This is a genomic window from Pseudomonas sp. GW822-FHT04C11, from assembly GCF_058800905.1.
Map to the genome: position 1 here is coordinate 133668 of NZ_JBXAMS010000008.1, position 22956 is coordinate 156623.

At 58.0% G+C, this 22956-nt stretch carries 24 protein-coding genes; 9 read left to right on the forward strand and 15 right to left on the reverse strand.

Features of this window, described 5'->3' with window-relative positions:
- Positions 1-15: 15 nt before the first annotated feature.
- Both AC1RJ3_RS15410 and AC1RJ3_RS15415 read left to right on the forward strand, forming a co-directional pair.
- Positions 16-1308: a sensor histidine kinase gene (locus AC1RJ3_RS15410; protein WP_493079426.1), complete on the forward strand. Its 1293-nt coding sequence runs from the start codon at positions 16-18 to the stop codon at positions 1306-1308.
- Positions 1309-1418: 110 nt separating this feature from the next.
- Positions 1419-1772, forward strand: a complete 354-nt coding sequence (locus tag AC1RJ3_RS15415; protein WP_054597451.1) for a DUF1428 domain-containing protein — start codon at positions 1419-1421, stop codon at positions 1770-1772.
- A 70-nt stretch (positions 1773-1842) separates the two neighbouring features.
- Here the strand turns inward: AC1RJ3_RS15415 and AC1RJ3_RS15420 are convergent, their stop codons facing one another.
- The 8 genes from AC1RJ3_RS15420 to AC1RJ3_RS15455 form a co-directional block, all read right to left on the reverse strand.
- On the reverse strand, positions 1843-2034 hold the full coding sequence (locus AC1RJ3_RS15420; RefSeq protein ID WP_054597450.1) for a hypothetical protein: 192 nt from the start codon (positions 2032-2034) through the stop codon (positions 1843-1845).
- Positions 2035-2143: 109 nt separating this feature from the next.
- Positions 2144-2614: a cyanase gene (cynS, locus tag AC1RJ3_RS15425; protein ID WP_054597449.1), complete on the reverse strand. Its 471-nt coding sequence runs from the start codon at positions 2612-2614 to the stop codon at positions 2144-2146.
- A gap of 34 nt (positions 2615-2648) precedes the next feature.
- On the reverse strand, positions 2649-3311 hold the full coding sequence (locus AC1RJ3_RS15430; RefSeq protein ID WP_054597448.1) for a carbonic anhydrase: 663 nt from the start codon (positions 3309-3311) through the stop codon (positions 2649-2651).
- Positions 3312-3425: 114 nt separating this feature from the next.
- Positions 3426-4877: an amidase gene (locus AC1RJ3_RS15435; protein ID WP_493079427.1), complete on the reverse strand. Its 1452-nt coding sequence runs from the start codon at positions 4875-4877 to the stop codon at positions 3426-3428.
- A 61-nt stretch (positions 4878-4938) separates the two neighbouring features.
- Positions 4939-5985 (reverse strand): ABC transporter substrate-binding protein, encoded by a 1047-nt coding sequence (locus AC1RJ3_RS15440; protein WP_054597446.1) that lies wholly within the window; start codon positions 5983-5985, stop codon positions 4939-4941.
- A gap of 27 nt (positions 5986-6012) precedes the next feature.
- On the reverse strand, positions 6013-6822 hold the full coding sequence (locus AC1RJ3_RS15445) for an ABC transporter permease (RefSeq protein WP_162491293.1): 810 nt from the start codon (positions 6820-6822) through the stop codon (positions 6013-6015).
- The gene (locus AC1RJ3_RS15450; RefSeq protein WP_493079428.1) at positions 6819-7739 is read right to left on the reverse strand and encodes an ABC transporter permease; all 921 of its coding nucleotides are present in this window, start codon (positions 7737-7739) and stop codon (positions 6819-6821) included. Before AC1RJ3_RS15450 ends, AC1RJ3_RS15445 begins: the two co-directional genes overlap by 4 nt.
- Positions 7740-7754: 15 nt before the next feature.
- Entirely contained in the window at positions 7755-8873 is a 1119-nt protein-coding gene (locus AC1RJ3_RS15455) for an ABC transporter ATP-binding protein (RefSeq protein ID WP_347926808.1), read from the reverse strand.
- A gap of 249 nt (positions 8874-9122) precedes the next feature.
- On the opposite strand from AC1RJ3_RS15455, the gene AC1RJ3_RS15460 reads away from it, so the two are divergent.
- Positions 9123-10010, forward strand: coding sequence for a LysR substrate-binding domain-containing protein (locus tag AC1RJ3_RS15460; protein ID WP_054597442.1), 888 nt, complete (start codon positions 9123-9125; stop codon positions 10008-10010).
- A gap of 57 nt (positions 10011-10067) precedes the next feature.
- On the opposite strand, the gene AC1RJ3_RS15465 is transcribed toward AC1RJ3_RS15460, so the two are convergent.
- Positions 10068-10958, reverse strand: a complete 891-nt coding sequence (locus AC1RJ3_RS15465; RefSeq protein ID WP_493079429.1) for a LysR family transcriptional regulator — start codon at positions 10956-10958, stop codon at positions 10068-10070.
- Positions 10959-11262: 304 nt separating this feature from the next.
- On the opposite strand from AC1RJ3_RS15465, the gene moaB reads away from it, so the two are divergent.
- On the forward strand, positions 11263-11802 hold the full coding sequence (gene moaB, locus AC1RJ3_RS15470; RefSeq protein ID WP_054597440.1) for a molybdenum cofactor biosynthesis protein B: 540 nt from the start codon (positions 11263-11265) through the stop codon (positions 11800-11802).
- Positions 11799-13004 (forward strand): molybdopterin molybdotransferase MoeA, encoded by a 1206-nt coding sequence (locus AC1RJ3_RS15475; protein ID WP_493079430.1) that lies wholly within the window; start codon positions 11799-11801, stop codon positions 13002-13004. The genes moaB and AC1RJ3_RS15475 overlap by 4 nt, the downstream gene beginning before the upstream one ends.
- Positions 13005-13047: 43 nt before the next feature.
- On the opposite strand, the gene moaE is transcribed toward AC1RJ3_RS15475, so the two are convergent.
- The 5 genes from moaE to moaA are packed head-to-tail and all read right to left on the reverse strand — an operon-like array spanning position 13048 to position 16259.
- Entirely contained in the window at positions 13048-13512 is a 465-nt protein-coding gene (gene moaE / locus AC1RJ3_RS15480; protein ID WP_103318522.1) for a molybdopterin synthase catalytic subunit MoaE, read from the reverse strand.
- Positions 13513-13515: 3 nt separating this feature from the next.
- Entirely contained in the window at positions 13516-13767 is a 252-nt protein-coding gene (locus tag AC1RJ3_RS15485; RefSeq protein WP_054597437.1) for a MoaD/ThiS family protein, read from the reverse strand.
- On the reverse strand, positions 13764-14270 hold the full coding sequence (gene moaC, locus AC1RJ3_RS15490) for a cyclic pyranopterin monophosphate synthase MoaC (RefSeq protein WP_493079431.1): 507 nt from the start codon (positions 14268-14270) through the stop codon (positions 13764-13766). The genes AC1RJ3_RS15485 and moaC overlap by 4 nt, the downstream gene beginning before the upstream one ends.
- A gap of 46 nt (positions 14271-14316) precedes the next feature.
- Positions 14317-15216, reverse strand: coding sequence for a bestrophin family protein (locus tag AC1RJ3_RS15495; protein WP_054597435.1), 900 nt, complete (start codon positions 15214-15216; stop codon positions 14317-14319).
- 44 nt (positions 15217-15260) lie between these two features.
- Complete coding sequence (gene moaA / locus AC1RJ3_RS15500; protein ID WP_054598335.1) at positions 15261-16259, reverse strand: GTP 3',8-cyclase MoaA; 999 nt, start codon at positions 16257-16259, stop codon at positions 15261-15263.
- Between the two features lie 437 nt (positions 16260-16696).
- On the opposite strand from moaA, the gene AC1RJ3_RS15505 reads away from it, so the two are divergent.
- The 4 genes from AC1RJ3_RS15505 to AC1RJ3_RS15520 all read left to right on the forward strand — a co-directional run bounded on the left by AC1RJ3_RS15505 (position 16697) and on the right by AC1RJ3_RS15520 (position 21778).
- On the forward strand, positions 16697-19021 hold the full coding sequence (locus tag AC1RJ3_RS15505; protein WP_347926799.1) for an FdhF/YdeP family oxidoreductase: 2325 nt from the start codon (positions 16697-16699) through the stop codon (positions 19019-19021).
- Positions 19022-19152: 131 nt separating this feature from the next.
- Complete coding sequence (locus tag AC1RJ3_RS15510) at positions 19153-20574, forward strand: cytochrome ubiquinol oxidase subunit I (RefSeq protein WP_054597433.1); 1422 nt, start codon at positions 19153-19155, stop codon at positions 20572-20574.
- A 15-nt stretch (positions 20575-20589) separates the two neighbouring features.
- A complete protein-coding gene (gene cydB, locus AC1RJ3_RS15515; RefSeq protein ID WP_493079432.1) occupies positions 20590-21606 on the forward strand; it encodes a cytochrome d ubiquinol oxidase subunit II in 1017 nt (338 codons plus the stop codon).
- A complete protein-coding gene (locus tag AC1RJ3_RS15520; RefSeq protein WP_054597431.1) occupies positions 21593-21778 on the forward strand; it encodes a DUF2474 domain-containing protein in 186 nt (61 codons plus the stop codon). The genes cydB and AC1RJ3_RS15520 overlap by 14 nt, the downstream gene beginning before the upstream one ends.
- A gap of 65 nt (positions 21779-21843) precedes the next feature.
- Here the strand turns inward: AC1RJ3_RS15520 and AC1RJ3_RS15525 are convergent, their stop codons facing one another.
- Entirely contained in the window at positions 21844-22791 is a 948-nt protein-coding gene (locus AC1RJ3_RS15525) for a Dyp-type peroxidase (RefSeq protein ID WP_371917638.1), read from the reverse strand.
- Positions 22792-22956 lie beyond the last annotated feature (165 nt).

Below are 22956 nucleotides of genomic sequence, written 5' to 3' on the forward strand. Positions count from 1 at the left end.
AAACACTGGAAAGACATGGATTCCAAACAAAGCCTGACCAAGAGGATTGTGATTGTTTTCGCACTGATGACTGCGTTTGTCGCAGGGGTCTTTGCGGTTGGCATTGTCGCGACCGTGCATATCGTTGAAAGAAAACTCACCACCACCAGCCTGAGCGGCGGGCTGCAACGCTTGCTGCTGATGGACAACACTGATGACTGGACCCATCGACCGGAAAAAGACGAGCTGTTTTTCTTTGAGGGCGGACTGGGTGAAATGACCCCGGACGAGCAGCTCAAGGCGCTGCAGCCGGGGTTTCAGGAAATCGTCTTTGGCGGTGAGGACTACTACGCCATGGTGAAGGTGGTTGAAGGTCGCCAATACGTCCTGCTGAAAGATCAGCGAAGCCATGAACAACGCGAACGCGTGCTGTACGCGGTGGTGATTGTCGGGTTCGCGTTGAGCATTCTGCTGGCGATTCTGTTGGGCTGGCTGCTGGCGCGACGCGTCATGGCCCCGGTGGTCCGTTTGGCGCGTCAGGTGCGTCACCGTGATCAGCTACTGGAACTCGCGCCACCGCTGGCGCCGGAGTATGCCGTCGACGAGGTCGGCGAGCTGGCGATGTCCTTTGATCAAACCCTGGGCCGACTGCGCGAGGCGCTGGGCCGGGAAAAACTCTTCACCAGCGATGTCAGCCACGAATTGCGAACGCCGTTGATGGTGCTCGCCAGTTCATGTGAGTTGTTGTTGAGCAATCGTGCTCTGGATCAGCGTTCGATGGCCCAGGTCAGCCGTATTGCCAGGGCCAGCGATGAAATGCGCCAGCTGGTTGACACGTTCCTGATGCTCGCGCGTGACCGGGACAACGACTCCGCTAACGGTGGCAACGCCTCCTTGAAAGAGGTTGCCGATGCGCTGGCGGAGATCTGGGGCCGGCTGATCCGGGAAAAAGGCCTGGAGTTCATCTACCTCGACGAGCAGACCTCAAACACCTACTGCAACCTGACGTTCCTGCAATCGGTGATGGGCAACCTGCTGCGCAACGCCTGGCACTATACTGATCATGGCTTCATTCGCCTGACCCTGCGAGATCATGGCTTCAGCGTGGAAGACAGCGGTATCGGCATTCCGGAGGAAAAACGCCATGCTATGTTCCAGCCCTTTGTCAGGGGCGACGAACACCGGGGCGAAGGGCTGGGATTGGGGCTGTCGCTGGTTCAGCGGATCTGTACCAACCAGAACTGGCAAGTGGAACTCACCACCCGCGAACCCCACGGCTGCCATTTCGCCGTGGACCTGGCAGAGCGTCAGAAGCAACTCCTGCTCTAGCCAGCGCGGAAATGTCCGTTGGTCGGTTCGCCTGACAGGCCGGTCGATTTGCACGCTTGCAGATCGACTAACCGGTAAATCGATGACGCATTTCAAAGAGGAGAGTGATCATGTCCTATGTCGATGGCTTTGTTGCCGCCGTACCCACCGCCAACCGCGATAAATTCAAGCAGCACGCCGAGTTCATGGCCGGTATTTTCAAGGAAAACGGTGCACTGAGCGTGACCGAATGCTGGGGCGACGATGTGCCTCAAGGCAAACTGACCTCGTTCCCGATGGCGGTGAAACTCAAGGAAGACGAGACCGTGGTGTTCTCGTGGATCATCTGGCCGGACCGTCAGACGCGCGACACCGGTATGAAGAAGTTCATGGACGACCCCAGGCTTCAATCACTGGACAACTCAATGCCTTTCGATGGTCAACGGATGATCTTCGGCGGCTTCGAGATGATCGTAAACGTGTGAAGTATGTCGCAACATCCGGATGTCAGACGGGCCTGAAAAGGATGCAGGCCCGCCCCGGATGGCGTGCCAGTTATTCCGGAAGGGTGATTCGGCAGCTCTTGCGATTACGGATTTCGTTCTCCGTTGGTCGCTCTTTCACGAACTCGAAACGCGGCTCGCCCTCGTTGTAGGTGACCAGCCAACCCCACTCCAGTTCGGACTCATCTTGCCCAGGCTTCGGCGGTTCAGCCCACCAGGGTTCCTTGCTGACAATCTGGCGCATAGCCCCTCCACGTAGTTCGGGTCCTTTCAACTATAACGTGGATGTCCTAAGGCGCCAGAAATGCATTTCGAGTGGGCCGGCAGACTGATGCCGGCCCACGTTCGTCAGCTTAAAACGGTTTGTAAGGCAGGAATTTTCCGTCCAGGGTGATCACCGCGCGGGAACCACCTTCGGGATCTTCGACCTTCTTGATGTCCATCTTGAAGTTGATGGCGCTGATAATGCCGTCACCGAACTGCTCGTGAACAATCGACTTCAGGGCGGTACCGTAGACCTGGATCATCTCGTAGAAGCGGTAGATGGTCGGGTCGGTCGGCACGCCGCTGGCAAGCGAGCCGCGAAGCGGGATGGTCTGCAATTGGGCGACGGCGTCGTTGTCCAGGCCCAGGTGCTGGACCACTACTTTGGCGGCCGCTTCCGGCAGCGGGTGTTGGCCGAGCAGGGCAGCCGTGACGTAGAGCAGGCTCAGGCCGGTGCCTTCGGTCAGGTTTTCCCAGGACAGGTCCTTGCGGGCCTTGGCTTCGAGGATTTTGCCGGTCAGGGCCAGCGTTGGGTCTTGATAAGCATGGGACTGTTGCATGGTGCTTCTCCTGCGGATTGATGGGGTGTGTGGTTCAAGCGACGTTGGCGACAGCCCGGGCAGGCATGGCGCAGGTGTCAGGAAAATCGGCAATCGATACAAATTGCCGAGAGACACCGTCGAGCGCGTCGATGCCGCCACTTTCGATGTCGTAGACCCAGCCGTGCAGATTCAACGCGCCTTGCTCCTGGGCCAGGCGAACGCTGGGATGAGTCTGCAGATTGGCCAGTTGAGCAATGACGTTCTCTTTGACCAGTGAGGTCAGGCGCGCTTCGTCACTGCTGTGAGGACGGCCGGCATTGATCACCTTGGCGCCTTCGGAGTAGCGCAACCAATTGGCGACGGCGGGCAAGTGGTCCAGGCATTTGCACTGGGCAATGGCGGTCATCGCACCGCAATCGGAGTGCCCGCAGATCACCACATCGGTGACGCCCAGTACGGCAACGGCGTACTCGACCGTGGCGGAGACACCGCCAGGCTCGGGCCCGTAGGACGGCACGATGTTGCCGGCATTGCGAATCACGAACAGTTCGCCGGGTTCTTGCTGAGTCAGCAACTCCGGCACGACTCGACTGTCGGAGCAGGCAATGAACAGTGTTTTAGGTGACTGGGTAGAGGCCAGGTGCTTGAACAGGCTGGAGCGCTGTGGAAACGCTTCACGCTGAAACTTGAGGAAGCCATCGATCAACTCTTTCATGGTGAAGTACCTTGCCGTTGTGGTTGGCTGAAAGAATGAACGCGCACAGCTATAGCGTCCAAGATCGATGACTTATAGTTTTTATAGGCTGATCCTATAGCTGGAAGGATTTTCTTATTTTAATAGCGGCGAAGGGCAGCGCTCGAACCAGCGGCTCGCCTGTTCGTAGGCATGGGCAAGCTGCAGCACCGCGAAGTCAGCCTGGTGTTTGCCGATGATTTGCAGCCCCATGGGCAGGCCGTTCCGGTTAAAACCTACTTGTACGTTTGCCACCGGACAGCCAGAGAGGGTGCCGGGAATCACCACCTCCATCCAGCGGTGATAGGTGTCCATGCTCACGCCTTCGATGGAGGTTGGCCAAGGGAGGTTTTTGTCGAACGGGAAGACCTGGGCAGTCGGCAGCAGCAGGTAGTCGAAGCGTTCGAACAGTTTACTGATGGCGCGATACCAGTGACTGCGGGCCACCGAAGCGGCGAACACGTCGCTGGCCGAGAGCCTGAGCCCGTTTTCCACTTCCCAGCACGCTTCCTCTTTCAGCCGTGCGCGTTGACTCGGGTTGGCGTAGGCGCCGCCGAGGGAGCCGGCGACCATCCAGTGCCGCAACGTGCGCCAGCTGTTCCAGAGTTGTTCAGGGGCGAAGTCGACAGAGGCCGGCTCGATGCTGCAGCCCAGACTCTCGAAGTCGGTGAAGGCCTTTTGACACAGATCGAGAATGCCTTTTTCCATCGGCAGATAACCGTTGAAATCACCGAGCCAACCCAGGCGTGTGCCGCTGAAATCACGCTCCAGCGGAGCCGCGAACGCGGCACCGGACTCGGCGATCGACAGCGGTGCGCGAGCATCGGCGCCGGCCTGGACCGACAACAGCAACGCCGCATCGCGAACGCAGCGGCCCATGGGGCCTTCATAGCCGAGCTGGTCGATGAACAGGTCGGCGCTGTCGTCGAAGGGCACCCGGCCCTGGGACGGGCGAAAACCGAAGACATTGTTGAACGCCGCCGGATTGCGCAACGAACCCATCATGTCGCTACCGTCGGCCACCGGCACCAGGTGCATGGCCAGCGCCGAGGCGGCACCGCCACTGCTGCCGCCGGCGGTTTTGCTCGGGTCGTAGGCACAGCCGGTGGCACCGAACAGCGGGTTGTAGGTTTGCGAACCGAGGCCGAATTCCGGGGTGTTGGTCTTGCCGATAATGATTGCCCCGGCCGCCTTGATCCGCTCGCACATGATGCCGTCGCGGTCGGGCAGGAAATCCTCGAACAGCGGTGAACCGAAGGTGGTGCGAATGCCACGCGTCAGCGACAGATCCTTGATCGCGTGAGGCAGACCGTGCATCCAGCCACGGTACAGGCCGCTTGCGAGTTCGGCATCGCGCTGGTCGGCCTGGGCCAGAAGGTCTTCCGGTGCTTGCAGGCTGATCAGCGCATTGACCCGTGGGTTGAAGCGCTCGATGTGGTTCAGGTAAGCCTGCATCACCTCCCGGCAGGAGACCTGGCGCAGGCGAATGCAGTCGGCGAGTTCATGGGCCTTTAGCAGGACCAGTTCGCTGATAGGAGTTGAAGTCATTGCGACACTGCCTTGTAGACGACGGGAGAAACGCCCCGCTGCACCAGCGGGGCGGTAAGGATCAACGCATCAGGTTGGTCCACAGGCGGTCGGCCAGGCGGATCGCGCCTTCACCGCAGGTCTTGCTGAAGACCACCTGGGTGCCTGCCGGGATGTGCAGTTCCGGCGCGTCCTTGAGACCGGCGTCGAGGAACGGCTCCACGCCCTTGATCGGACTCTGGTGCTTGAGGAAGTTCTGGGTCATTGCGGCGTTTTCAGGCTGGCTGAGGAAGGCGATGAAGGCCTTGGCATTCGCCGGATTCTTGCTGCCGTTGGGGATGACCATGTTGTCGACCCAGGCCAGCACACCTTCTTTCGGGTAGAGGTATTTCAGGCTCGGTTTCATCTCCCGCGCCCGCATCGACGAACCGCCCCAGAAGGTCGACATGTCGATTTCACCCGAGGCCAGGTTCTCGCGGATCGAACCGGCCTTGGAACTGTAGGTTTTGATGAACGGTTTTTGCGCCTTGAGCAGGGTAAGCACTTGCTGCATCTGCTTCGGATCTTCACTGCACAGCGGAATATTCAGGTACAGGCTGGCCATGTCCACCACGTCGCTGACCGAGTCGAACATATTGATCCGTCCTTGCAGCTCAGTCGGCGGTTCATAAAGCACCTTGTAGCTGTCGGCCGGGCCTTTATAACGCTCGGTGTTCAACACCACGCTGGTGGTGCCCCAGATGAAGGGCACCGAATACGCGCCTTCCGGGTCCCAGGTAGGTTTTTTCAGGTTGTCGACGACATTCGCGTAATAGGGCTCCTTGACCGGGTCGAAGCGTTCCAGCAACTGTTCCTTGATCAGGATCGGCACAAACTGGTGCGAAGGAATCGCCACGTCATAACCGGCGCCACCCTGTTTGAGCTTGGCCAGCAGGGTTTCGTTGGAATCGTAGGAGTCCACCGTGACTTCAATGCCGGTCTGCTTCTGGAACTTGGCAAGAATCTCTGGCGAGAAGTAGCCACTCCAGCTCACCACGTTGAGTTTTTCCGCGGCCTGAACGCTGCCGGCCATCGTCAGTGGCAATGTCAGTAACAACGAGGTGCCGATGCTTGCAATCAACTTGCTCATACTTATTCCCCACGGTGTTTGGAAGGTTCAGGTTTTCTTTTTGCCCAGCAGATAAGACAGGCTGACGAACAACACCGAGACGCCGAGGATCAGCGTTGAAACGGCGTTGACGTCGGGTGTCACGCCCATGCGCAACAGGCCGAAGATGAAGATTGGCAAGGTCGTGGTACCGGCCTGGGCGACCATCATCGAAATCACGAAGTTATCCAGCGAGACGATGAAGGCCAGCATCAACCCGGAGACGATCCCCGGCATCAACAGCGGTAGCGTGACCTTGCGAAAGGTCCGCCAGGGGCCGGCGTACAGGTCGGCCGAGGCTTGCTCCAGCGACAGGTCCATGTCATTGAGCCGTGCGCGGATCGGCAGGTAGGCGAAGGGAATGCAAAACACTGTATGAGCGATGATCAGGTTGCCGTATCCCAGCGACAGGCCGACCGTGGAAAACAGCGCCAGGGTGGCGACACCGACCACGATCTCCGGCAATACCAGCGGCAGCATGATTGCGCCCATCGACAGTTGCATGCCCTTGAACTTCGCGCCGCGCGAGGTGCCGAGCGCGGCGAGGGTGGCAATCGCGGTGGCGATCATGCTCGCGCAGACCGCAATCAGCAGGCTGTTGCCGGCGGCCTGGCGCAAGGCCTGATTGGCAAATGCGGCGCGGTACCAGTCCAGGCTCAGGCCGGTCCAGACCGTGGCCGACTGGTTGGCGTTGAACGAGAACACCACCAGCACCACGATCGGCGCATAGAGGTACAGGTAGAACAGAAAACTGAAACCGCCGAAGCCCGGAAAGTCCTGAACGCTGAGGCCGGTTCGCTTGAATAGACGCTGCATTATTCACCTCCCTTGGCGATGCGCTGGCGCTCGGCACGCAGGGCATACACGGTCAACACCAGCATCACCGCTGCCATCAGCACCAGCGACAGGGCGGCACCGAACGGCCAGTTCCGCGCATCGCTGAACTGCCGGAAGATCAGGTTGCCGAGCATCATTTTTGTCCCGCCGCCGAGCAGCTCCGGAGCAATCATCGCCCCCAGGCACGGTACGAAGGTGAGGATGGCACCGGCGAAAATCCCCGGCTTGGCAATCGGCAGCACGACTTTGACCAGCGTTCGCCAGCGTCCGGCGTAGAGGTCTTGCGCCGCTTCCAGCAGGCGGATGTCCATCTTTTCCAAGGTCGCGTAGATCGGCAGCACCACGAACGGCGCGTAGGTGTAAACCAGCCCCAGCAGCACCGCGCCGTCGGTATAGAGCAGTTGCAGCGGCTGATCGATAATGCCGAGCCCCATCAGGCTGTTGTTGATGACCCCGGTGTTGCGCAGCAGCAGAATCCAGGCGTAGGTGCGAATCAGCAGGTTGGCCCAGAACGGCACGGTGATCAGGAAAATCAGCAGCCCACGCCGGTGCGCCGGTTGCATCGCCAGCCAGACCGCGACCGGGAAGCCGATCAACAAAGTGATCAGCGTTGTCAGCCCGGCGAGGCCAATCGAGCGCAGGGCAATGATCAGGTAGGAATCGGCAAAGGCCAGACTGTCATCCAGTTGCCGCTCGAACAGCAGGGAAGTGTAGGCATCGCCACTGAAGACCTTGTTGACCCCGCCATAGGGGTTGGCTTCCATCAGCGAATAACCGATGACGATCAGGATCGGCACGATCAGAAACAGGCCGATCGCGAGCAGTGCCGGAGTGACCCCGAGAAAACTGCCAAAGGCTTTACGTCGTGCCAGGGTGTTGGATATCGGTAGAACGTGCATGACAAACCCTCGTGCTCAATCCAGCAGGACACTGGCGCTACCGCGGTCGAACAGCAGGCCGGCCTGGCTGCCGACAGCAAAGCGCAGGCTTTGGTCGACGCTGTTGGGCGTGCGCACCGTCAGACGTGAACCGTCGTTCAGGCTGACCTGATATTGCAGGTCGGTGCCGAGGTAGATTTGCGCATCGATCCGGCATGGCAAGGCGCCGGTAGTGTCGGCGGGCAACAGATGCAGGCGCTCGGGACGCACCGAGAGCGCCACCGTTGCGCCCACGTTTACGTCGCTGCAGGGTTGAGCGGGGAGCGGGTGACCCGCCGGCCCGGCGAACCAGGCCAAGCCTGCTTCGACATGGGTGACCGTGCCTTCGATGAAGTTGGTCTCGCCGATGAAGTCCGCGACGAAGCGATTGCGCGGACGTTCGTAGATATCCTCTGGACGGCCAACCTGCTGCACCTCACCTTCGGACAACACGGCGATGCGGTCGGACATGGTCAGGGCTTCTTCCTGATCGTGAGTGACGAAGATAAAGGTGATGCCGGTCTTCGCCTGAATCGCCTTCAACTCTTCACGCATGGCCTGGCGCAGTTTGAGGTCAAGCGCCGAGAGCGGCTCGTCAAGCAGCAGCACTTTAGGATGGGGCGCCAGGGCCCGGGCCAGGGCGACTCGTTGTTGCTGGCCGCCGGACAGTTGCGTCGGGCGCCGCGTGGCGAAGCGTTCCATTTGCACCAGCGCCAGCATCTCGCGCACTCGTTCGGCGATCTGCGCCTTGCTCAAGACCTTGCCCATCGGGTGGGACTCAAGGCCGAATGCCAGGTTCTCGGCAATGGTCATGTGCGGAAACAGCGCGTAGTGCTGGAACACCGTATTGACCGGGCGCTGGTAGGGCGGGCGGTCGGCGATGTTTTCGCCATAGAGCAGGATCTCGCCCTGGGTCGGAAATTCGAACCCGGCGATCATTCGCAGGAGAGTGGTTTTACCGCAGCCCGAAGGGCCGAGGAGGGTGAAGAACTCGTTGTCGCGGATATCCAGGTCGATGCTTTTCAGCGCCACCGGACCACTGTGAGGATCACCGTAGACTTTGCGTACAGCGCGAATTGACACAGCCAGCGTTTGCAGCGAATGCAGGGCATTCATGCGTTACCTCCGATTCCCCCATCGCCTGTGCCGGTATGCTGCAAACAGCCGTGCCGTCAGGCCATGGATATTATTTTTTTGGGCAGGATCGAGATCTGTTCAGGTGTGCAGCGAGCCGCTTCGTCGGGCTCTTTGGAGATTCTTGTTGTTCTTTAGTGGGTCGATTATCAGTGAGGGGTTGCGGGGGCGAAACTTCAATTTTAACATAGCACCTGTTAAATAATTTAATAGCAAAAGGCGTCCCAAGCCATGCCTGACCACCGTTTGCCACCGCTTAACGCGGTGCGTGCCTTTGATGCTGCTGCCCGCTTGGGCAGCTACGTCGAAGCCTCGAAGTCGCTGCACGTGACTCAGCCAGCCATTGGCCGACATGTGAAGCTGTTGGAGGAGTGGCTGGGGACCCAACTGTTTGAGCGCACCTCGCGCGGCGTCACGCTGACCACTGCCGGCGAGAAGTACCACCGCAAAATCGCTTCGGCGCTGCAATTGATCATCGAGGCCGGGAGGGAGCTGCAACCCAAAGACTCAGAGCGATGGCTGCGAATCATGGTCGTGCCGGGTTTCGCCAAACGCTGGTTGACCCCAAGATTGGAAGCGGCACGGCGTCTTCGCCCTGGATTGAAGTTCGCCATCGAACCTAACTCGACGTTCACCGATGTCGACGGCAAGACCGCTGACCTGGGGATTGTCTATGGCCTTGATGGGGAATACGCCCATTCCCGAGCCACCCTGATCTGCCCGCGGGTGTTTCCGATTTGTACGCCGGGCTACCTCGCCAGCATCGAACCGATCACCTGCCTCGCCGATCTGCTGAAACACAACCTGATTCACTTCGACGGCGAGTGGTGGAACATGTGGTTCGCCGCCAATGGCCTGGATGTTCATCTCACCTCGGACGTGTTGTACGTCAACAACGACCACGCACTGTCGGTGGCGGAAAGCGGGCAAGGCATTGCGCTGGCGAATGAAGTGCTGGTGCGCGAAGAACTCAAGGCCGGCACACTGGTGCGGGTGCTTGAAGAACAGGTAAAGCTGGAAAGCTACCGGGTGCTGACACCGTCGGCTGAACTGTCGGCGGATGCGCAGTGGTTCATCCAGTGGCTGACGACCGAGTTGGGACGCGAGTTTAGCGATTGAAGGTGCTTGAGAACCCACTGCACGGTCAATGCAGTGGGCGTGTGCCAAACCCTCGAATCAGCTCTTTGCAGCAAACAGCTTCAGGGCTTCAGCAAAACATTTCTCGGCAATGACCGAGCGAGGTTCGGTTTTGCGCATCACCAGACCTAGGGGCGCGAGAACACTTGCATCTGGAAGGTTGATAAAGGCCAGATTCTCGATAGGATTTTCCAGGCCACTGCTCAGCGGCATGATCGAGCAGCAAAAACCGTCGTGAATCGCCTGGAACAACTGATACGTCGAATCGGTTTCGAGTATTGGCTGTGGGTCCAGCCCACGGCTACGAAAACTCAGGTCAATGGATTTTCGATAGTGCATGCCGTTGCTGATCATCCCCAATGGCAGCTCGGCGGCATCTTCCCAGCTCATTTCCGTTCCTTCGAAATGGAAGTGGCGCGTGTCGTACAGCAAGCCGACGCGGGTTTCTCCAATTTCGAAAAAATCCAGATAGTTGGGATTCACGTGATCGAGATAACAGATGCCCAAATCCAGTTGGTTGTTACCGATCCCTTCGATGATTTGGTCCGAGCTCATCGATGACAGACTGAACTTGAGTTCCGGGAATGTACGGGAAAGCTCCTGAACGTAGCTGATGGGATTGAAGCCGCTGAGAGGCACCAGGCCCAGGCGCAAATTGCCGACTAACTGACCGCGACACGCAGCCGCCTCAGCAAATAGCCCGTCATGTGCGGCGAGCAGTGTTCGCGCCCAGGCCAGCACGCGTTCACCGGCCTGGGTGAAACCTTCAAAACGCTGGCCTCGAGTGACCAGTTCCAGGCCCAGTTCATCCTCAAGATTGCGCAAGCGCATGGACAGCGTCGGCTGAGTAATGTGGCAGCGCGCAGCGGCCTGTCCGAAATGTCGAGTCTGTTCCAGGGCGATCAGGAATTTGAGTTGCTTGATGTCCACAATGGCACCTGTCGAGGGATGAATGTGATGTCAGTAAAGCAGGTAAGTGTCTTGATTAAAAACACCGATAGTTGGGTCAGCAAACGATCTCACTGTCCTGCTTGTCAGTCCAATCACACGTATTGACCGACCGATTGGTTGGCTCTATCGCGAGCGAATTTAGTTAAAACTACTAATCGTTGCGGGTGAGAAAGCTCTCGATAGAGGCGCTCGATAAACCGGTTGGCCAGAGTGATTAGACAGTGACTGTTTTAGCGAATTAGCCTCTGGCAATTGCTTTCATTATTGCCTGCCGGAGAATGACATGAGCGTTAAGTCGGATGCGTTATTTGTACCGTTGAATATGGCTGTGCTGACCGTCAGTGATACCCGTGAATATGCCAACGATACCTCTGGGCAATTGCTGGTCAGTCGATTGCTGGAGGCGGGGCACACCCTGAGTGAGCGTAACTTGCTCAAGGATGATCTGTATAAAATCCGCGCGCAGGTAGCCACCTGGATTGCCGATGAACATATTCAGGTCGTGCTGATTACCGGGGGGACCGGGTTTACCGGGCGCGACAGCACACCTGAGGCGGTGGCCTGCTTGCTGGATAAACAGATTGATGGCTTTGGTGAGCTGTTTCGGGCGATTTCCATCCTCGATATCGGCACCTCCACGGTTCAGAGCCGGGCCTTGGCCGGGCTGGCCAACGGCACGCTGGTGTGCTGCCTGCCAGGTTCGACCGGCGCCTGTCGAACTGCGTGGGAAGGCATTCTTGCCGAGCAGCTGGATGCACGTCACAGGCCGTGCAATTTCGTGCCGCACCTCAAGCCTGTGCAAGCCTGCGGGACACGGGGATGAGCCAGTCACAACTGATGCCTGTGGAGGAGGCCATCGACAGGTTGCTGGCGATGGCCGAAGCGCAACGTCTTCATGAAAGCGAGCCGGTACCGCTGAGTGACGCACGGCAACGGGTGTTGGCCAGTGACCTGGTGGCATCTCTCGATCTTCCGCCTTGGCCGAACAGTGCCATGGATGGTTATGCCTTGAATGTCGACGACTGGAGCGGACAACCGTTTGCCGTGTCACAACGAATTCTTGCCGGTCAGGCCCCCGAAGCGTTGCTACCGGGAACCTGTGCCCGAATCTTTACCGGAGCGCCGGTACCCGAGGGTGCCAACAGTGTCGAGATGCAGGAAAACGTCGAGCTTTTGGAGGACGGCCGGGTACGTTTCAAACAGTCGCTGACGGCAGGCCAGAATATTCGACCGCAGGGCCAGGAGAACCGTGTCGGGCAGGTTTTGCTCCGTGCGGGCAAACGACTGGGGCCTTTCGAGTTGGCTATCGCCGCGGCCCAGGGATGTACGCATGTGCATGTCGTACGGCGCCCACGGGTTGCACTGCTCTCCACAGGCGATGAACTGGCCGAACCGGGTATGCCCTTGAAGCCTGGCTGTATTTACAACAGCAATCGCACCTTGTTGAGCCACTGGTTAAGCGCACTGGGTTGTGAGGTCATCGATGCCGGCATTCTCCCCGATAGGCCACAGCAGACGCGGCTCAAACTCGAACAGTTGCAACACGCAGCGGACGTGATTCTCACCACTGGCGGCGTGTCCGCAGGTGACGCCGATTGTCTCGGGCAGGTGCTGCGTGAATGCGGTAAACCACTGTTCTGGAAGTTGTCGATCAAGCCGGGGAAACCACTGACAGTGGGACACTTTGGCACGGTGCCGGTCATTGGCCTGCCAGGAAACCCGACGTCGGCGCTGGTGACATTTGGACTGTTGGCCCGTGCCTATCTGTTGCGTATCCAGGGCGTCGAAGACGTCACGCCCTTGAGCTTCCCGATGAGCGTCGGTTTTGATTGGCCAAAAGCCGGAGGCCGCAGGGAATACCTCAGAGCCAGGCTGGAGGCGGGGCGCGCCATCCTCTATCCGAACCAGAGTTCAGGCGTGTTGCTCGGCGCATCCTGGGCTGATGGACTGGTCGAGATTCCAGAGGGTTGCACGCTGCAGGCCGGTGACACGGCGCGGTTTATTCCGTTCTGCGACTTGTTCTAAGCGATCTATCCACCCCCTCAATTATTTGAGGGGGCTCCTAGCGCTAGCGCCCATCGCCACCTTCCCAGCGACGTGCTGCCAGCTGATCACTCTCTCTGCCGCATACCCAACGGTCACCGGAGCCGGTTTCTTCACGCTTCCAGAAGGGCGCTCGTGTTTTCAGGTAGTCCATTAAAAAAGCGCAGGCATCAAAGGCCGCCTGTCGATGCTCGCTGGCAACGCCGACAAACACGATGGGATCACCGACGTTCAAAAGACCCACGCGGTGAACGATGTTCACTCGCTGAAGAGGCCACCTGTCATTGGCCTGGTCGACGATGCGTTGCAATGATTGCTCGGTCATTCCTGGATAATGTTCGAGAAACAGGCTGCTGACCTTTTCCCCCTGATTGATATCCCGGACATAGCCGACGAAGGTGGCCACGGCACCAACGCCAGGGTCTTCGGCGTGCAAACGGCTGTTCAGTTCATTCAGGTTGAATATCTCGGTCTGGACCTGAACAGTCATCGCTCAACCCCCCGTCACTTGAGGGAAGAAGGCGATCTCATCGAAGTCTTCGATGGCGGCGTCGAGCGTACACAACTCCTGGTTCAGCGCGCACATGAGGCTGGTTTCACCGAGGACTTGCTCCCACACCTCGCCTCTGGCGATCAGCAGTTTTCTGACATCGTCAATACTCTGCAATGACGCGGTCAGCGCGATTTTTTCTCCGCCAATGCCGAGTTGTTCTCGATAACGCGCAAAGTAGTTGATAAGAATCATTGAGCGACACTCGCTTCAAAGTTACCGGATTTTCCGCCGTGTTTTCTGAGCAACTGGATGTTCTCGATGATCATCCCTCGGTCGACGGCTTTGCACATGTCGTAGATCGTCAGTGCCGCCACACTCGCCGCCGTGAGCGCTTCCAGCTCGACGCCTGTTCTGCCGTTAAGTCGGCAGGTGCTCACAATTCTGACGCGATCGGGCTCAACGGCCTGCAGTTCGATGTGAATGGCGCTGAGCATCAAGGGGTGGCATAGCGGGATGAGTTCATGGGTTTTCTTCGCCGCCATGATCCCGGCGATACGAGCGACCGCAAACACGTCACCTTTGGGGTGCCCGTTTTGCTGGATAAGTTTCAACGTGGCGGGTTGCATCCGTATCCAGGCCTGCGCTTGAGCTTCACGGTTTGTCGGATCTTTTTCGCTGACATCGACCATGTTGGCCCGGCCCTCGGCATCCAGATGAGTCAGCGTCGCGGAATCGGATTGATTGAATTCGTTCATGTTTATCCTTCACCCCAGCGGGTGCCTGATGGGAAGTGGGGGCGAATCAGTCCAGCACGAAGTCCACTGGCTGAAGCAGCGGAGGGAGTTCTGTCGCACCCAAGGCGTCAAGCACTTCACGCTCGATGGTGCGCACAATGGCATTGGTTGGAAGGTCGTTTTCATCTCGACCAAAGGGGTCTTCCAATTCGTCGCCAATGGCATCCAGCCCAAAAAACGTATAACTCACAATCGCGGTGAACACCGGCGTTAGCCAACCCAGTGGCTCGGCCATCGCGAAGGGCAGCAAGATGCAAAATATGTAAATGGTCCTGTGCAGCAGGAGTGTGTAAGGGAACGGGAGTGGGGTGCTCTTGATTCGCTCACAGGTCGTTTGCGTGGTGGTCAGATTGGTCAGGTGATTGGCCATCAGCGTGTAACGCCATTCGTTGATCTCACCGGATTCGGCGAGCGTCGAGCACTGTTGGCCGACGTGGCGCAGGATCCGTTCAGGGATGTTCGGGGTGTTGGCTGAGGGCAACCTGCTGAGCCACGTACTCGCGGCACTGAGTTCGTCTTCTTTGCGAAGCTTGGCGTTAAGCGCATGGGCAAACCCGCAGAGGTCGAGCAATACCTTGCTGCGTTGCTGTTTGTCCTTGATGACCTGGGTTTCCCTGATCATCGAGCGTACATCCATCACCATCGCACCGAGCGCTTTGCGCGCTTCATACCAGCGGTCGTAGCAGGCGTTGTTGCGAAAGTTCATGAAGATTGAAAGTGATAACCCCAGCAGCGTGAAGGGGGTGGCATTGACCTTCGAGAAGTACGCGGGATGGAGTGTCTCGACCAGGACAATAGCAGAGGCCAGGAGAGTCACCAGAAGGCTGCGCAGCGCGATACGCTTGGCAATCGAGCCTTTGAGTGAAATCAGGACATTGATCAGATTAGGTTTGGCTCTAACGATCATGGGGGACAGCCTTCTAGAGAGTAATGATCTGAAAACGGGGCAGGCTATCCGCCGGTCATGTTCATGAAACGGACAACTTGCACCTCATCATTGAGTTCAAAGTTGTGTCGGTACGGCTTGATCTTCATCGACTCGATGATTGCCTTCTCCAGGCGCTCCGGCTCTCCTGGAAAGCGGCGAAGTACTTCCTTCAGGTCGACGGAATGCTCATTGCCCAGACACAGCAAGAGCCGGCCTTCGACGGTCAGCCGAACACGATTGCAGGTAGCGCAAAAGTTGTGGCTGTGGGGCGAGATGAACCCCAGGCGAATATCCGGTGCCTGGGCCAGGCGCCAATAGCGCGAAGGGCCTTGGGTCGATTCCGCGGATTCGATAAGGGTGTAGCGCTCGGCAATACGCTCGCGCACCTGCGCGCTTGAAAAGAACGCGTCGGCACGGCTGTGCTCGCTGATAACGCCCAGCGGCATCTCTTCAATGAAGGAAATATCCAGCCCACGATCAATCGCAAAGCCTACGAGATCATTTATCTCATGATCATTGCGGCCTTTCATGACGACGCAGTTGAGTTTGGTATGTTGAAAACCTGCCGCATTCGCTGCGTCAATTCCGCCGATGACGGTAGCCAGATCACCCGTGCGGGTCAGTTCGCGGAAGCGCTTGGCGTCCAGGCTGTCGAGGCTGATATTGAGGCGCTTGAGCCCCGCATCGAATAACGGCGCCGCGAGCTTGCCCAGCTGTGAACCGTTTGTGGTCATGCACAGTTCACGCAGCCCCGGCAGCGCGGCAATCCGTTTACAGAGATCTACAACGCCGGGGCGAATCAACGGTTCACCACCGGTCAGGCGGATTTTACGGGTGCCCAGCGCCACAAAGCTTTCAGCTAATTGATAGATCTCTTCCAGCGTCAATACGCGCTGTCGCGGCAAAAACTCCATGTCCTCGGCCATGCAATAGACACAGCGGAAATCGCACCGGTCGGTCACAGACATTCTGAGATAGTCGACCCGCCGGGAAAAACCATCCATCAACATTCGATCTGACATCTCAACCTCCATCAGCGCTCCAGGTCTATCGAGCATGGCGCTGGTTTTGGAAAGCCACTGCTATATAGGGCCTTGTTGAGGCAAGACTAAGGTCATTTAAAGTCGTCGTCTAATCACTATTAACAACTGATTGATCAATGGGGTCTATCGAGAGAAAAGTGGTTCCTGTTTATGTTGATTTAAATATTTAACACATTGATTTGCATTGATTATTTTGTTGATAGATTATTTTGATGATCTGGTCATTATTAACGATTAGACAGCCATGTAATACGCGGAATAGTCTGGGTTCGTACCCCTGAATCGGGCCCTTGAAGTGATTAACTGCGAATAACCTACCGCTAAATAAATCCGCATTTTTATAGGCGCACAACAACAGCAATTAACAACGACTTGACATCAGGTTGACGCCTGCGTGCACGTCTTGGAGAAGTATCATGAGCGAAGTTGAACGTTATAAACCGTACAAGGGGGCGGCCGCTGGCTGGGGCGCGCTGATTGCTGTGACCAAAAACTGGCTGGGCAGCGAAAACGCGTTCAAGAACATTCGAGCCATGCTCAAGACCAACCAGAACGGCGGCTTCGACTGCCCGGGCTGTGCCTGGGGCGAGTCGCCGGAAAATGGCATGGTCAAGTTCTGCGAGAACGGCGCCAAAGCGGTCAACTGGGAGGCTACCGGCCGCCTGGTCAACCCGGCGTTTTTCAACAAATACACGGTGTCGTCGCTGGCGGCGCAAAGTGACTATTGGCTTGAATACCAGGGGCGCCTGACTCACCCCATGCGCTATGACGCCTCTGCTGATCGTTACGTCGAAACCAGCTGGGACGATGCGTTTGCCTTGATCGCCAAACACTTGAAAGGGCTGACGTCGCCGGATCAGGCCGAGTTCTACACCTCCGGTCGGGCCAGCAACGAAGCGGCTTACCTCTATCAGCTATTCGTTCGCGCCTACGGCACCAACAACTTCCCTGACTGTTCGAACATGTGCCATGAGGCGAGCGGCCTGGGCATGGATGACAGTGTCGGCGTGGGCAAAGGCACGGTCACGTTCGATGACCTGGAGGAAGCCGATGCGATTTTCGTCATCGGCCAGAACCCTGGTACCAATCACCCACGGATGCTTGAGCCTCTGCGCGAAGCGGTGAAGCGGGGCGCGCAGGTGATCTGTTTCAACCCCCTGAAAGAGCGTGGGCTGGAACGCTTCCAGCACCCGCAGCATCCACTGGAAATGCTCACCAACGGCTCCGAACCGACCTCGTCTGCGTACTTTCGTCCGGCATTGGGCGGTGACATGGCAGCGATGCGTGGTATCGCCAAGTTCTTGTTGCAGTGGGAGCGTGAAGCGCTGGCGAACAACAGCGAGGCAGTGTTCGACCGCGCGTTCATCGCCGAGCACACCTCGGGCCTGGAAACCTACCTGGCTGAAGTCGATGCTACGACGTGGGAGCACATCGTCGAGCAGTCCGGCCTGTCGCTGGCGGACATCGAACTGGCGGCCCGCATGTACCGCAGAGCCAAGCGGGTCATCATGTGTTGGGCAATGGGGGTGACCCAGCACACTCACTCGGTGGTGACCGTGCAAGAGATCATCAATGTGCAGTTGTTGCGTGGCAATATCGGTCGCCCGGGTGCAGGGCTGTCGCCGGTACGCGGGCACAGTAACGTGCAGGGCGACCGCACCATGGGCATCAACGAACTGGCACCACCTGAGTTTATTGATGCGCTGGAAGCACGCTTTGCCTTCAAGGCACCGCGCCGACACGGGCATAACACGGTGATGGCGATTGCGGCGATGGAAGACGGACGCTCGAAAGTCTTCATCGGCCTGGGCGGCAACTTTGCTCAGGCAACTCCCGACAGCCCGCGCACTCATGACGCACTGCGCAAGTGTGACCTCACGGTGCACATTGCGACAAAGCTCAATCGCAGCCATCTGGTCACTGGCCGTGAGGCCTTGATCTTGCCGTGCCTGGGGCGCACCGATATCGACATTCAAGAGGAAGGTCCGCAAGGCGTGACGGTAGAAGACACCTTCAGCATGGTGCACATTTCCCACGGCCAGCTGAAACCCAAATCACCGCTGATGCGTTCGGAGCCGGCGATCATTGCCGGGATTGCCAACGCAACCCTGGGTAAGCACCCGATTGACTGGCTCTGGGCGGTCGCCGATTACAGTCGCATCCGTGACCTGATTGCCGACACCATTCCCGGTTTCGAGGATTTCAATAATAAACTGCTGCACCCCGGTGGCTTTCACCTGGGTAACGATGCCGCCAAACGCATCTGGAATACCTCGACTGGCAAAGCGCAGTTTGCCCCCAGCGAATTGCCGGAACACCTGGTCAGCGAAGGCGTGCGTAACCTGGACGTGAAGCCGGATCTGATCCTGCAAACCATGCGCTCCCACGATCAGTACAACACCACCTTGTACGGACTGGATGATCGTTATCGCGGCGTCTACGGCATGCGCGATGTGGTGTTCGTCAACGAGCAGGACATTCGCAAACTGGGTTACGAGCCGGGGCAAAAGGTCGACATGATCTCGCTGTGGGGCGATGGTCGTGAGCGTCGAGTGAGCGGTTTCACCTTGATCGCCTACGACATTCCGCCTGGTCAGGCCGCTGCCTATTACCCGGAAACCAACCCGCTGGTGCCGCTGGAAAGCTACGGCGACCGGACGTTCACGCCGACCTCGAAGTTCATCGCGATTCGCCTTGAACAGGCACAGGCCAGCAACCTGATCCAGTCCTTCGGCGCTTGAGTCTGGCCGGGGTGGCGTGATTACCACCCCGGCCTCACCAGATCATTGGAAATCTGTTCGCTGCGAGCCATGAGGCTCATTGCGGCCGGGCTCTGTGTGCACGTGCATCGGGCCACTATGAGGGTATTGTCATGTTAAATCCGGGAGCGCTCGACCTGGCGCGAATTCAATTCGCGTTTACGGTCTCGTTTCACATCATATTTCCCGCCATCACTATCGGGCTTGCCAGTTTCCTGGCGGTCCTCGAAGGGCTCTGGCTGAAAAGCAACAACTCGGTTTACAAGGACCTGTATCACTTCTGGTCGAAAATCTTTGCCGTCAACTTCGGTATGGGAGTGGTCTCCGGGCTGGTCATGGCCTACGAGTTCGGCACCAACTGGAGCCGGTTCTCTGACTTCGCCGGGAGTATTACCGGGCCATTGCTGACGTATGAGGTGTTGACGGCGTTTTTTCTCGAGGCCGGCTTCCTTGGGGTGATGTTGTTCGGCTGGAACCGGGTAGGGCGAGGGCTGCACTTCTTTGCCACGGTGATGGTCGCCATCGGTACGTTGATCTCGACCTTCTGGATTCTGGCCTCCAACAGCTGGATGCAGACGCCACAGGGGTTCTCGATCGTGGATGGGCGGATCATGCCGATGGACTGGCTGGCCATCGTCTTCAATCCGTCGTTCCCTTTCCGACTGGCGCATATGGCCATCGCTGCGTTTGTGGCCACGGCGTTCTTTGTCGGCTCTTCCGCGGCCTGGCATTTGCTGCGCAAAAATGACACGCCGCAAGTGCGCAAGATGCTCTCGATGGCGTTGTGGATGGCGTTGATCGTGGCGCCGATCCAGGCGGTGGTCGGGGACGCCCATGGTCTGAATACCCTGGAACATCAACCGGCGAAAATTGCCGCCATGGAAGGGCACTGGGAAAACATCGGTAACGAGCCGACGCCGCTAGTGCTGTTCGGTATCCCGGACATGGCGGCCGAGAAGACCCGTTATGCGCTGGAAATCCCTTACCTGGGCAGCCTCATCCTGACTCACAGCCTGGATAAACAGATCCCCGCGCTCAAGAGTTTCCCAAAAGAGGACCGTCCTAACGCGACCATCATCTTCTTCAGCTTTCGGATTATGGCCGGGCTTGGAATGTTGATGATCCTCACCGGTTTGCTGGGTCTTGTTTTACGTCGTAATGAAGCGCTGTACCGCAATCGTCTGTTCCTGCGCCTGGTGTTGTTCATGGGGCCGACCGGTCTTATCGCGATGTTGGCGGGCTGGATCACTACCGAAGTCGGTCGGCAGCCGTGGGTCGTCTACGGGCTTCTGCGAACCGCCGATGCGGCTTCCAACCACACGGTCACGCAGCTCAGCGTTTCGCTGGCGTTGTTTGTGTTGATCTACTTCTCGGTGTTCGCGGTGGGCATCGGCTACATGATGAAGCTGGTACGCAAAGGCCCGCAGCCACATCACGAGCATCCGCCTCAAGGCGGTCTGGACCAGGAGCGCACGCCACGCCGCCCCCTGTCCGCCATCTCCGAGACGTTCGCGTCCGGCGATCACGTCAACTGAGCAAGGGGATAGATCATGGGTATTCAAGGTATAGATCTGTCGTTGATCTGGGGCGTCATCATTGCCTTCGGGGTGATGATGTACGTGATCATGGACGGCTTCGATCTGGGGTTGGGCATCCTGTTCCCGCTGATCCCGGACAGGCAGGAACGCGATGTGATGATGAACACCGTCGCGCCGGTCTGGGACGGTAACGAAACCTGGCTGATACTCGGCGGGGCGGCACTTTACGGTGCGTTTCCGTTGGCTTACTCGGTGATTCTGGAGGCGTTGTATCTGCCGCTGATTTTCATGCTGGCCGGGTTGATATTTCGCGGCGTGGCGTTTGAATTCCGATTCAAGGCCAGTCCTGAAAAACGTCACATCTGGGACATGGCCTTTATCGGCGGCTCGCTCCTGGCAACGTTTTGCCAAGGCATCGTGATTGGCGCCTATATCGCTGGAATTCCGGTGGTCAATCGGCAGTTTGCAGGCGGCACCCTGGACTGGCTGTCAGCGTTTCCACTGTTCTGCGGTTTCGGGTTGATCGTCGCCTACGCGCTGCTCGGCAGTACCTGGTTGCTGGTCAAGACCGAAGGCATGCTTGAATCACGCATGCGTCACTACACTCGGCCGCTGGCGTTCACCCTCACGGCGGTCGTGGCGGTGCTCTGTGTCTGGACACCGATGCTGCATCCGGAGATTGCGACTCGCTGGTTCACGCACGCGCATACCGTGGTCTTTGGCGGGTTGTTGATCCTTGGTGTGCTGGCGTTATACGGGTTGCTCAGGTCGTTACGCCACTACCACTCGCACTGGCCATTTGTGTTCACGTTGGCGCTGGTTTTCCTGGGGTATATCGGTCTGGCCTTCAGTATCTGGCCGAATATCGTACCGCCCTCCATCAGCTTGTGGGAGGCCGCATCGCCGCCTTCAAGCCAGCTGTTCATCTTGATCGGCACGTTGTTCATTCTGCCAATCATCCTGATGTACACCTGCTGGAGCTACTACGTGTTCCGCGGAAAAGTGAGGATAGGCGATGGCTACCATTGACAGCAAAAGCGCTCTGACGAGTGAAGAGTCGGTCACGCAAAACCAATCCTCCCCTTGGTATCGACGGGTTCTTTGGTTGATCGCTATCTGGTTCGGCAGTGTGATTGCGCTGGGGGCAGTGGCGAGCTTGTTCCGGCTGATGATGCATATGGCCGGAATGACCACTCATTGATGACTGGTTTCATACGATAAAGGCCCGGCGCGATCTTTCGCGCCGGGCCTTTTTTTACCAATGGCCTAAGGCTCGCGATCAGCGAGCTCTTCGAGCAGGTCTGCTGACGGAACGAAGAACAAGCCTCCGGTGACCGCCGTGCTGAAATCGAGCAACCGGTCATAGTTGCCCGCGGGTCTGCCGACAAACATGTTCTCGAGCATCTGCTCGATCGGTTCTGGGGAGCGCGCATAGCCGATGAAGTAGGTACCGAACTCGCCTGCGCCTGGCCGACCGAACGGCATGTTATCGCGCAGGATTTTCACTTCCTGTCCGTCCTTGGTGATGGTCGTCAAGGAGCTGTGCGAACAGCTCGGTTTGACCGAGTCATCGAGTTCGATATCGGAGAGTTTTTTGCGTCCGATAATGCGTTCCTGAGCCTCGACGGATAACTCGTTCCACGCGCTCATCTTGTGCAGGTATTTCTGTACCAGCACATAGCTGCCACCGCTATACGACGGATCTTCATCACCAATGATCGTGAAGTCGACAGCATGGCGACCGACCGGGTTTTCGGTGCCGTCGACAAAACCGACCATGCTGCGCATGTCGAAATAACGGAAACCCTGAACTTCATCAACGACCGAGACTGCATCGCCAAGCGCTGAGAGCAATTGCGTCGCCAATTCGAAACAGAGGTCCATTTGATCCGCACGAATGTGCAGCAAAATGTCGCCCGGCGTTGCGACGGCTCGACGTCCCTCTACACCGAACTCGCGGAATGGATGCAAAGAGGCGGGACGCGGGCTGCCGAACAAGGTATCCCAGGCACTGGAACCGATGCCGCAGACACACGACAAATTGCCCGAGGGAACACGTTTACCGACCGATCGCGTGAGGGCCGCGACGTCTGCGCACCAGGCCCGCACTTTAGCGGCAGATTCATTCCCAGGCGCTAGTGTGGCGACGATGAAAATCGCGCTGCTGGTAATGGGACTACAGACGGATTGAGGATCAGGCGTTTTATTATCCATTGGCATCAGTTTTGTCATTGATAATTCCACATGCGGCGCAGCGGGAGTGAAAGACAGTAGCAGGTAATGCTTTCAAAACAGCAATCGACGTGGACGAGCAGTCCATGCGGCGTACCTCACTCATCGTGGCTTTCATGGAAAACGTTAACCTGAGCGTAACGGTTC

Excerpts from the sequence above, each read along its gene's own strand:
- AC1RJ3_RS15435 (WP_493079427.1), bottom strand. The coding sequence starts at position 4,877 with ATGACTTCAACTCCTATCAGCGAACTGGTCCTGCTAAAGGCCCATGAA.
- AC1RJ3_RS15505 (WP_347926799.1), top strand. The coding sequence starts at position 16,697 with ATGAGCGAAGTTGAACGTTATAAACCGTACAAGGGGGCGGCCGCTGGC.
- AC1RJ3_RS15450 (WP_493079428.1), bottom strand. The coding sequence starts at position 7,739 with ATGCACGTTCTACCGATATCCAACACCCTGGCACGACGTAAAGCCTTT.
- AC1RJ3_RS15410 (WP_493079426.1), top strand. The coding sequence starts at position 16 with ATGGATTCCAAACAAAGCCTGACCAAGAGGATTGTGATTGTTTTCGCA.
- moaB (WP_054597440.1), top strand. The coding sequence starts at position 11,263 with ATGAGCGTTAAGTCGGATGCGTTATTTGTACCGTTGAATATGGCTGTG.
- AC1RJ3_RS15440 (WP_054597446.1), bottom strand. The coding sequence starts at position 5,985 with ATGAGCAAGTTGATTGCAAGCATCGGCACCTCGTTGTTACTGACATTG.
- AC1RJ3_RS15525 (WP_371917638.1), bottom strand. The coding sequence starts at position 22,791 with ATGGATAATAAAACGCCTGATCCTCAATCCGTCTGTAGTCCCATTACC.
- AC1RJ3_RS15475 (WP_493079430.1), top strand. The coding sequence starts at position 11,799 with ATGAGCCAGTCACAACTGATGCCTGTGGAGGAGGCCATCGACAGGTTG.
- cydB (WP_493079432.1), top strand. The coding sequence starts at position 20,590 with ATGGGTATTCAAGGTATAGATCTGTCGTTGATCTGGGGCGTCATCATT.
- AC1RJ3_RS15485 (WP_054597437.1), bottom strand. The coding sequence starts at position 13,767 with ATGATTCTTATCAACTACTTTGCGCGTTATCGAGAACAACTCGGCATT.
- moaC (WP_493079431.1), bottom strand. The coding sequence starts at position 14,270 with ATGAACGAATTCAATCAATCCGATTCCGCGACGCTGACTCATCTGGAT.
- AC1RJ3_RS15415 (WP_054597451.1), top strand. The coding sequence starts at position 1,419 with ATGTCCTATGTCGATGGCTTTGTTGCCGCCGTACCCACCGCCAACCGC.
- AC1RJ3_RS15495 (WP_054597435.1), bottom strand. The coding sequence starts at position 15,216 with ATGATCGTTAGAGCCAAACCTAATCTGATCAATGTCCTGATTTCACTC.
- cynS (WP_054597449.1), bottom strand. The coding sequence starts at position 2,614 with ATGCAACAGTCCCATGCTTATCAAGACCCAACGCTGGCCCTGACCGGC.
- AC1RJ3_RS15520 (WP_054597431.1), top strand. The coding sequence starts at position 21,593 with ATGGCTACCATTGACAGCAAAAGCGCTCTGACGAGTGAAGAGTCGGTC.
- AC1RJ3_RS15420 (WP_054597450.1), bottom strand. The coding sequence starts at position 2,034 with ATGCGCCAGATTGTCAGCAAGGAACCCTGGTGGGCTGAACCGCCGAAG.
- AC1RJ3_RS15430 (WP_054597448.1), bottom strand. The coding sequence starts at position 3,311 with ATGAAAGAGTTGATCGATGGCTTCCTCAAGTTTCAGCGTGAAGCGTTT.
- AC1RJ3_RS15460 (WP_054597442.1), top strand. The coding sequence starts at position 9,123 with ATGCCTGACCACCGTTTGCCACCGCTTAACGCGGTGCGTGCCTTTGAT.
- AC1RJ3_RS15510 (WP_054597433.1), top strand. The coding sequence starts at position 19,153 with ATGTTAAATCCGGGAGCGCTCGACCTGGCGCGAATTCAATTCGCGTTT.
- AC1RJ3_RS15455 (WP_347926808.1), bottom strand. The coding sequence starts at position 8,873 with ATGAATGCCCTGCATTCGCTGCAAACGCTGGCTGTGTCAATTCGCGCT.
- moaE (WP_103318522.1), bottom strand. The coding sequence starts at position 13,512 with ATGACTGTTCAGGTCCAGACCGAGATATTCAACCTGAATGAACTGAAC.
- moaA (WP_054598335.1), bottom strand. The coding sequence starts at position 16,259 with ATGTCAGATCGAATGTTGATGGATGGTTTTTCCCGGCGGGTCGACTAT.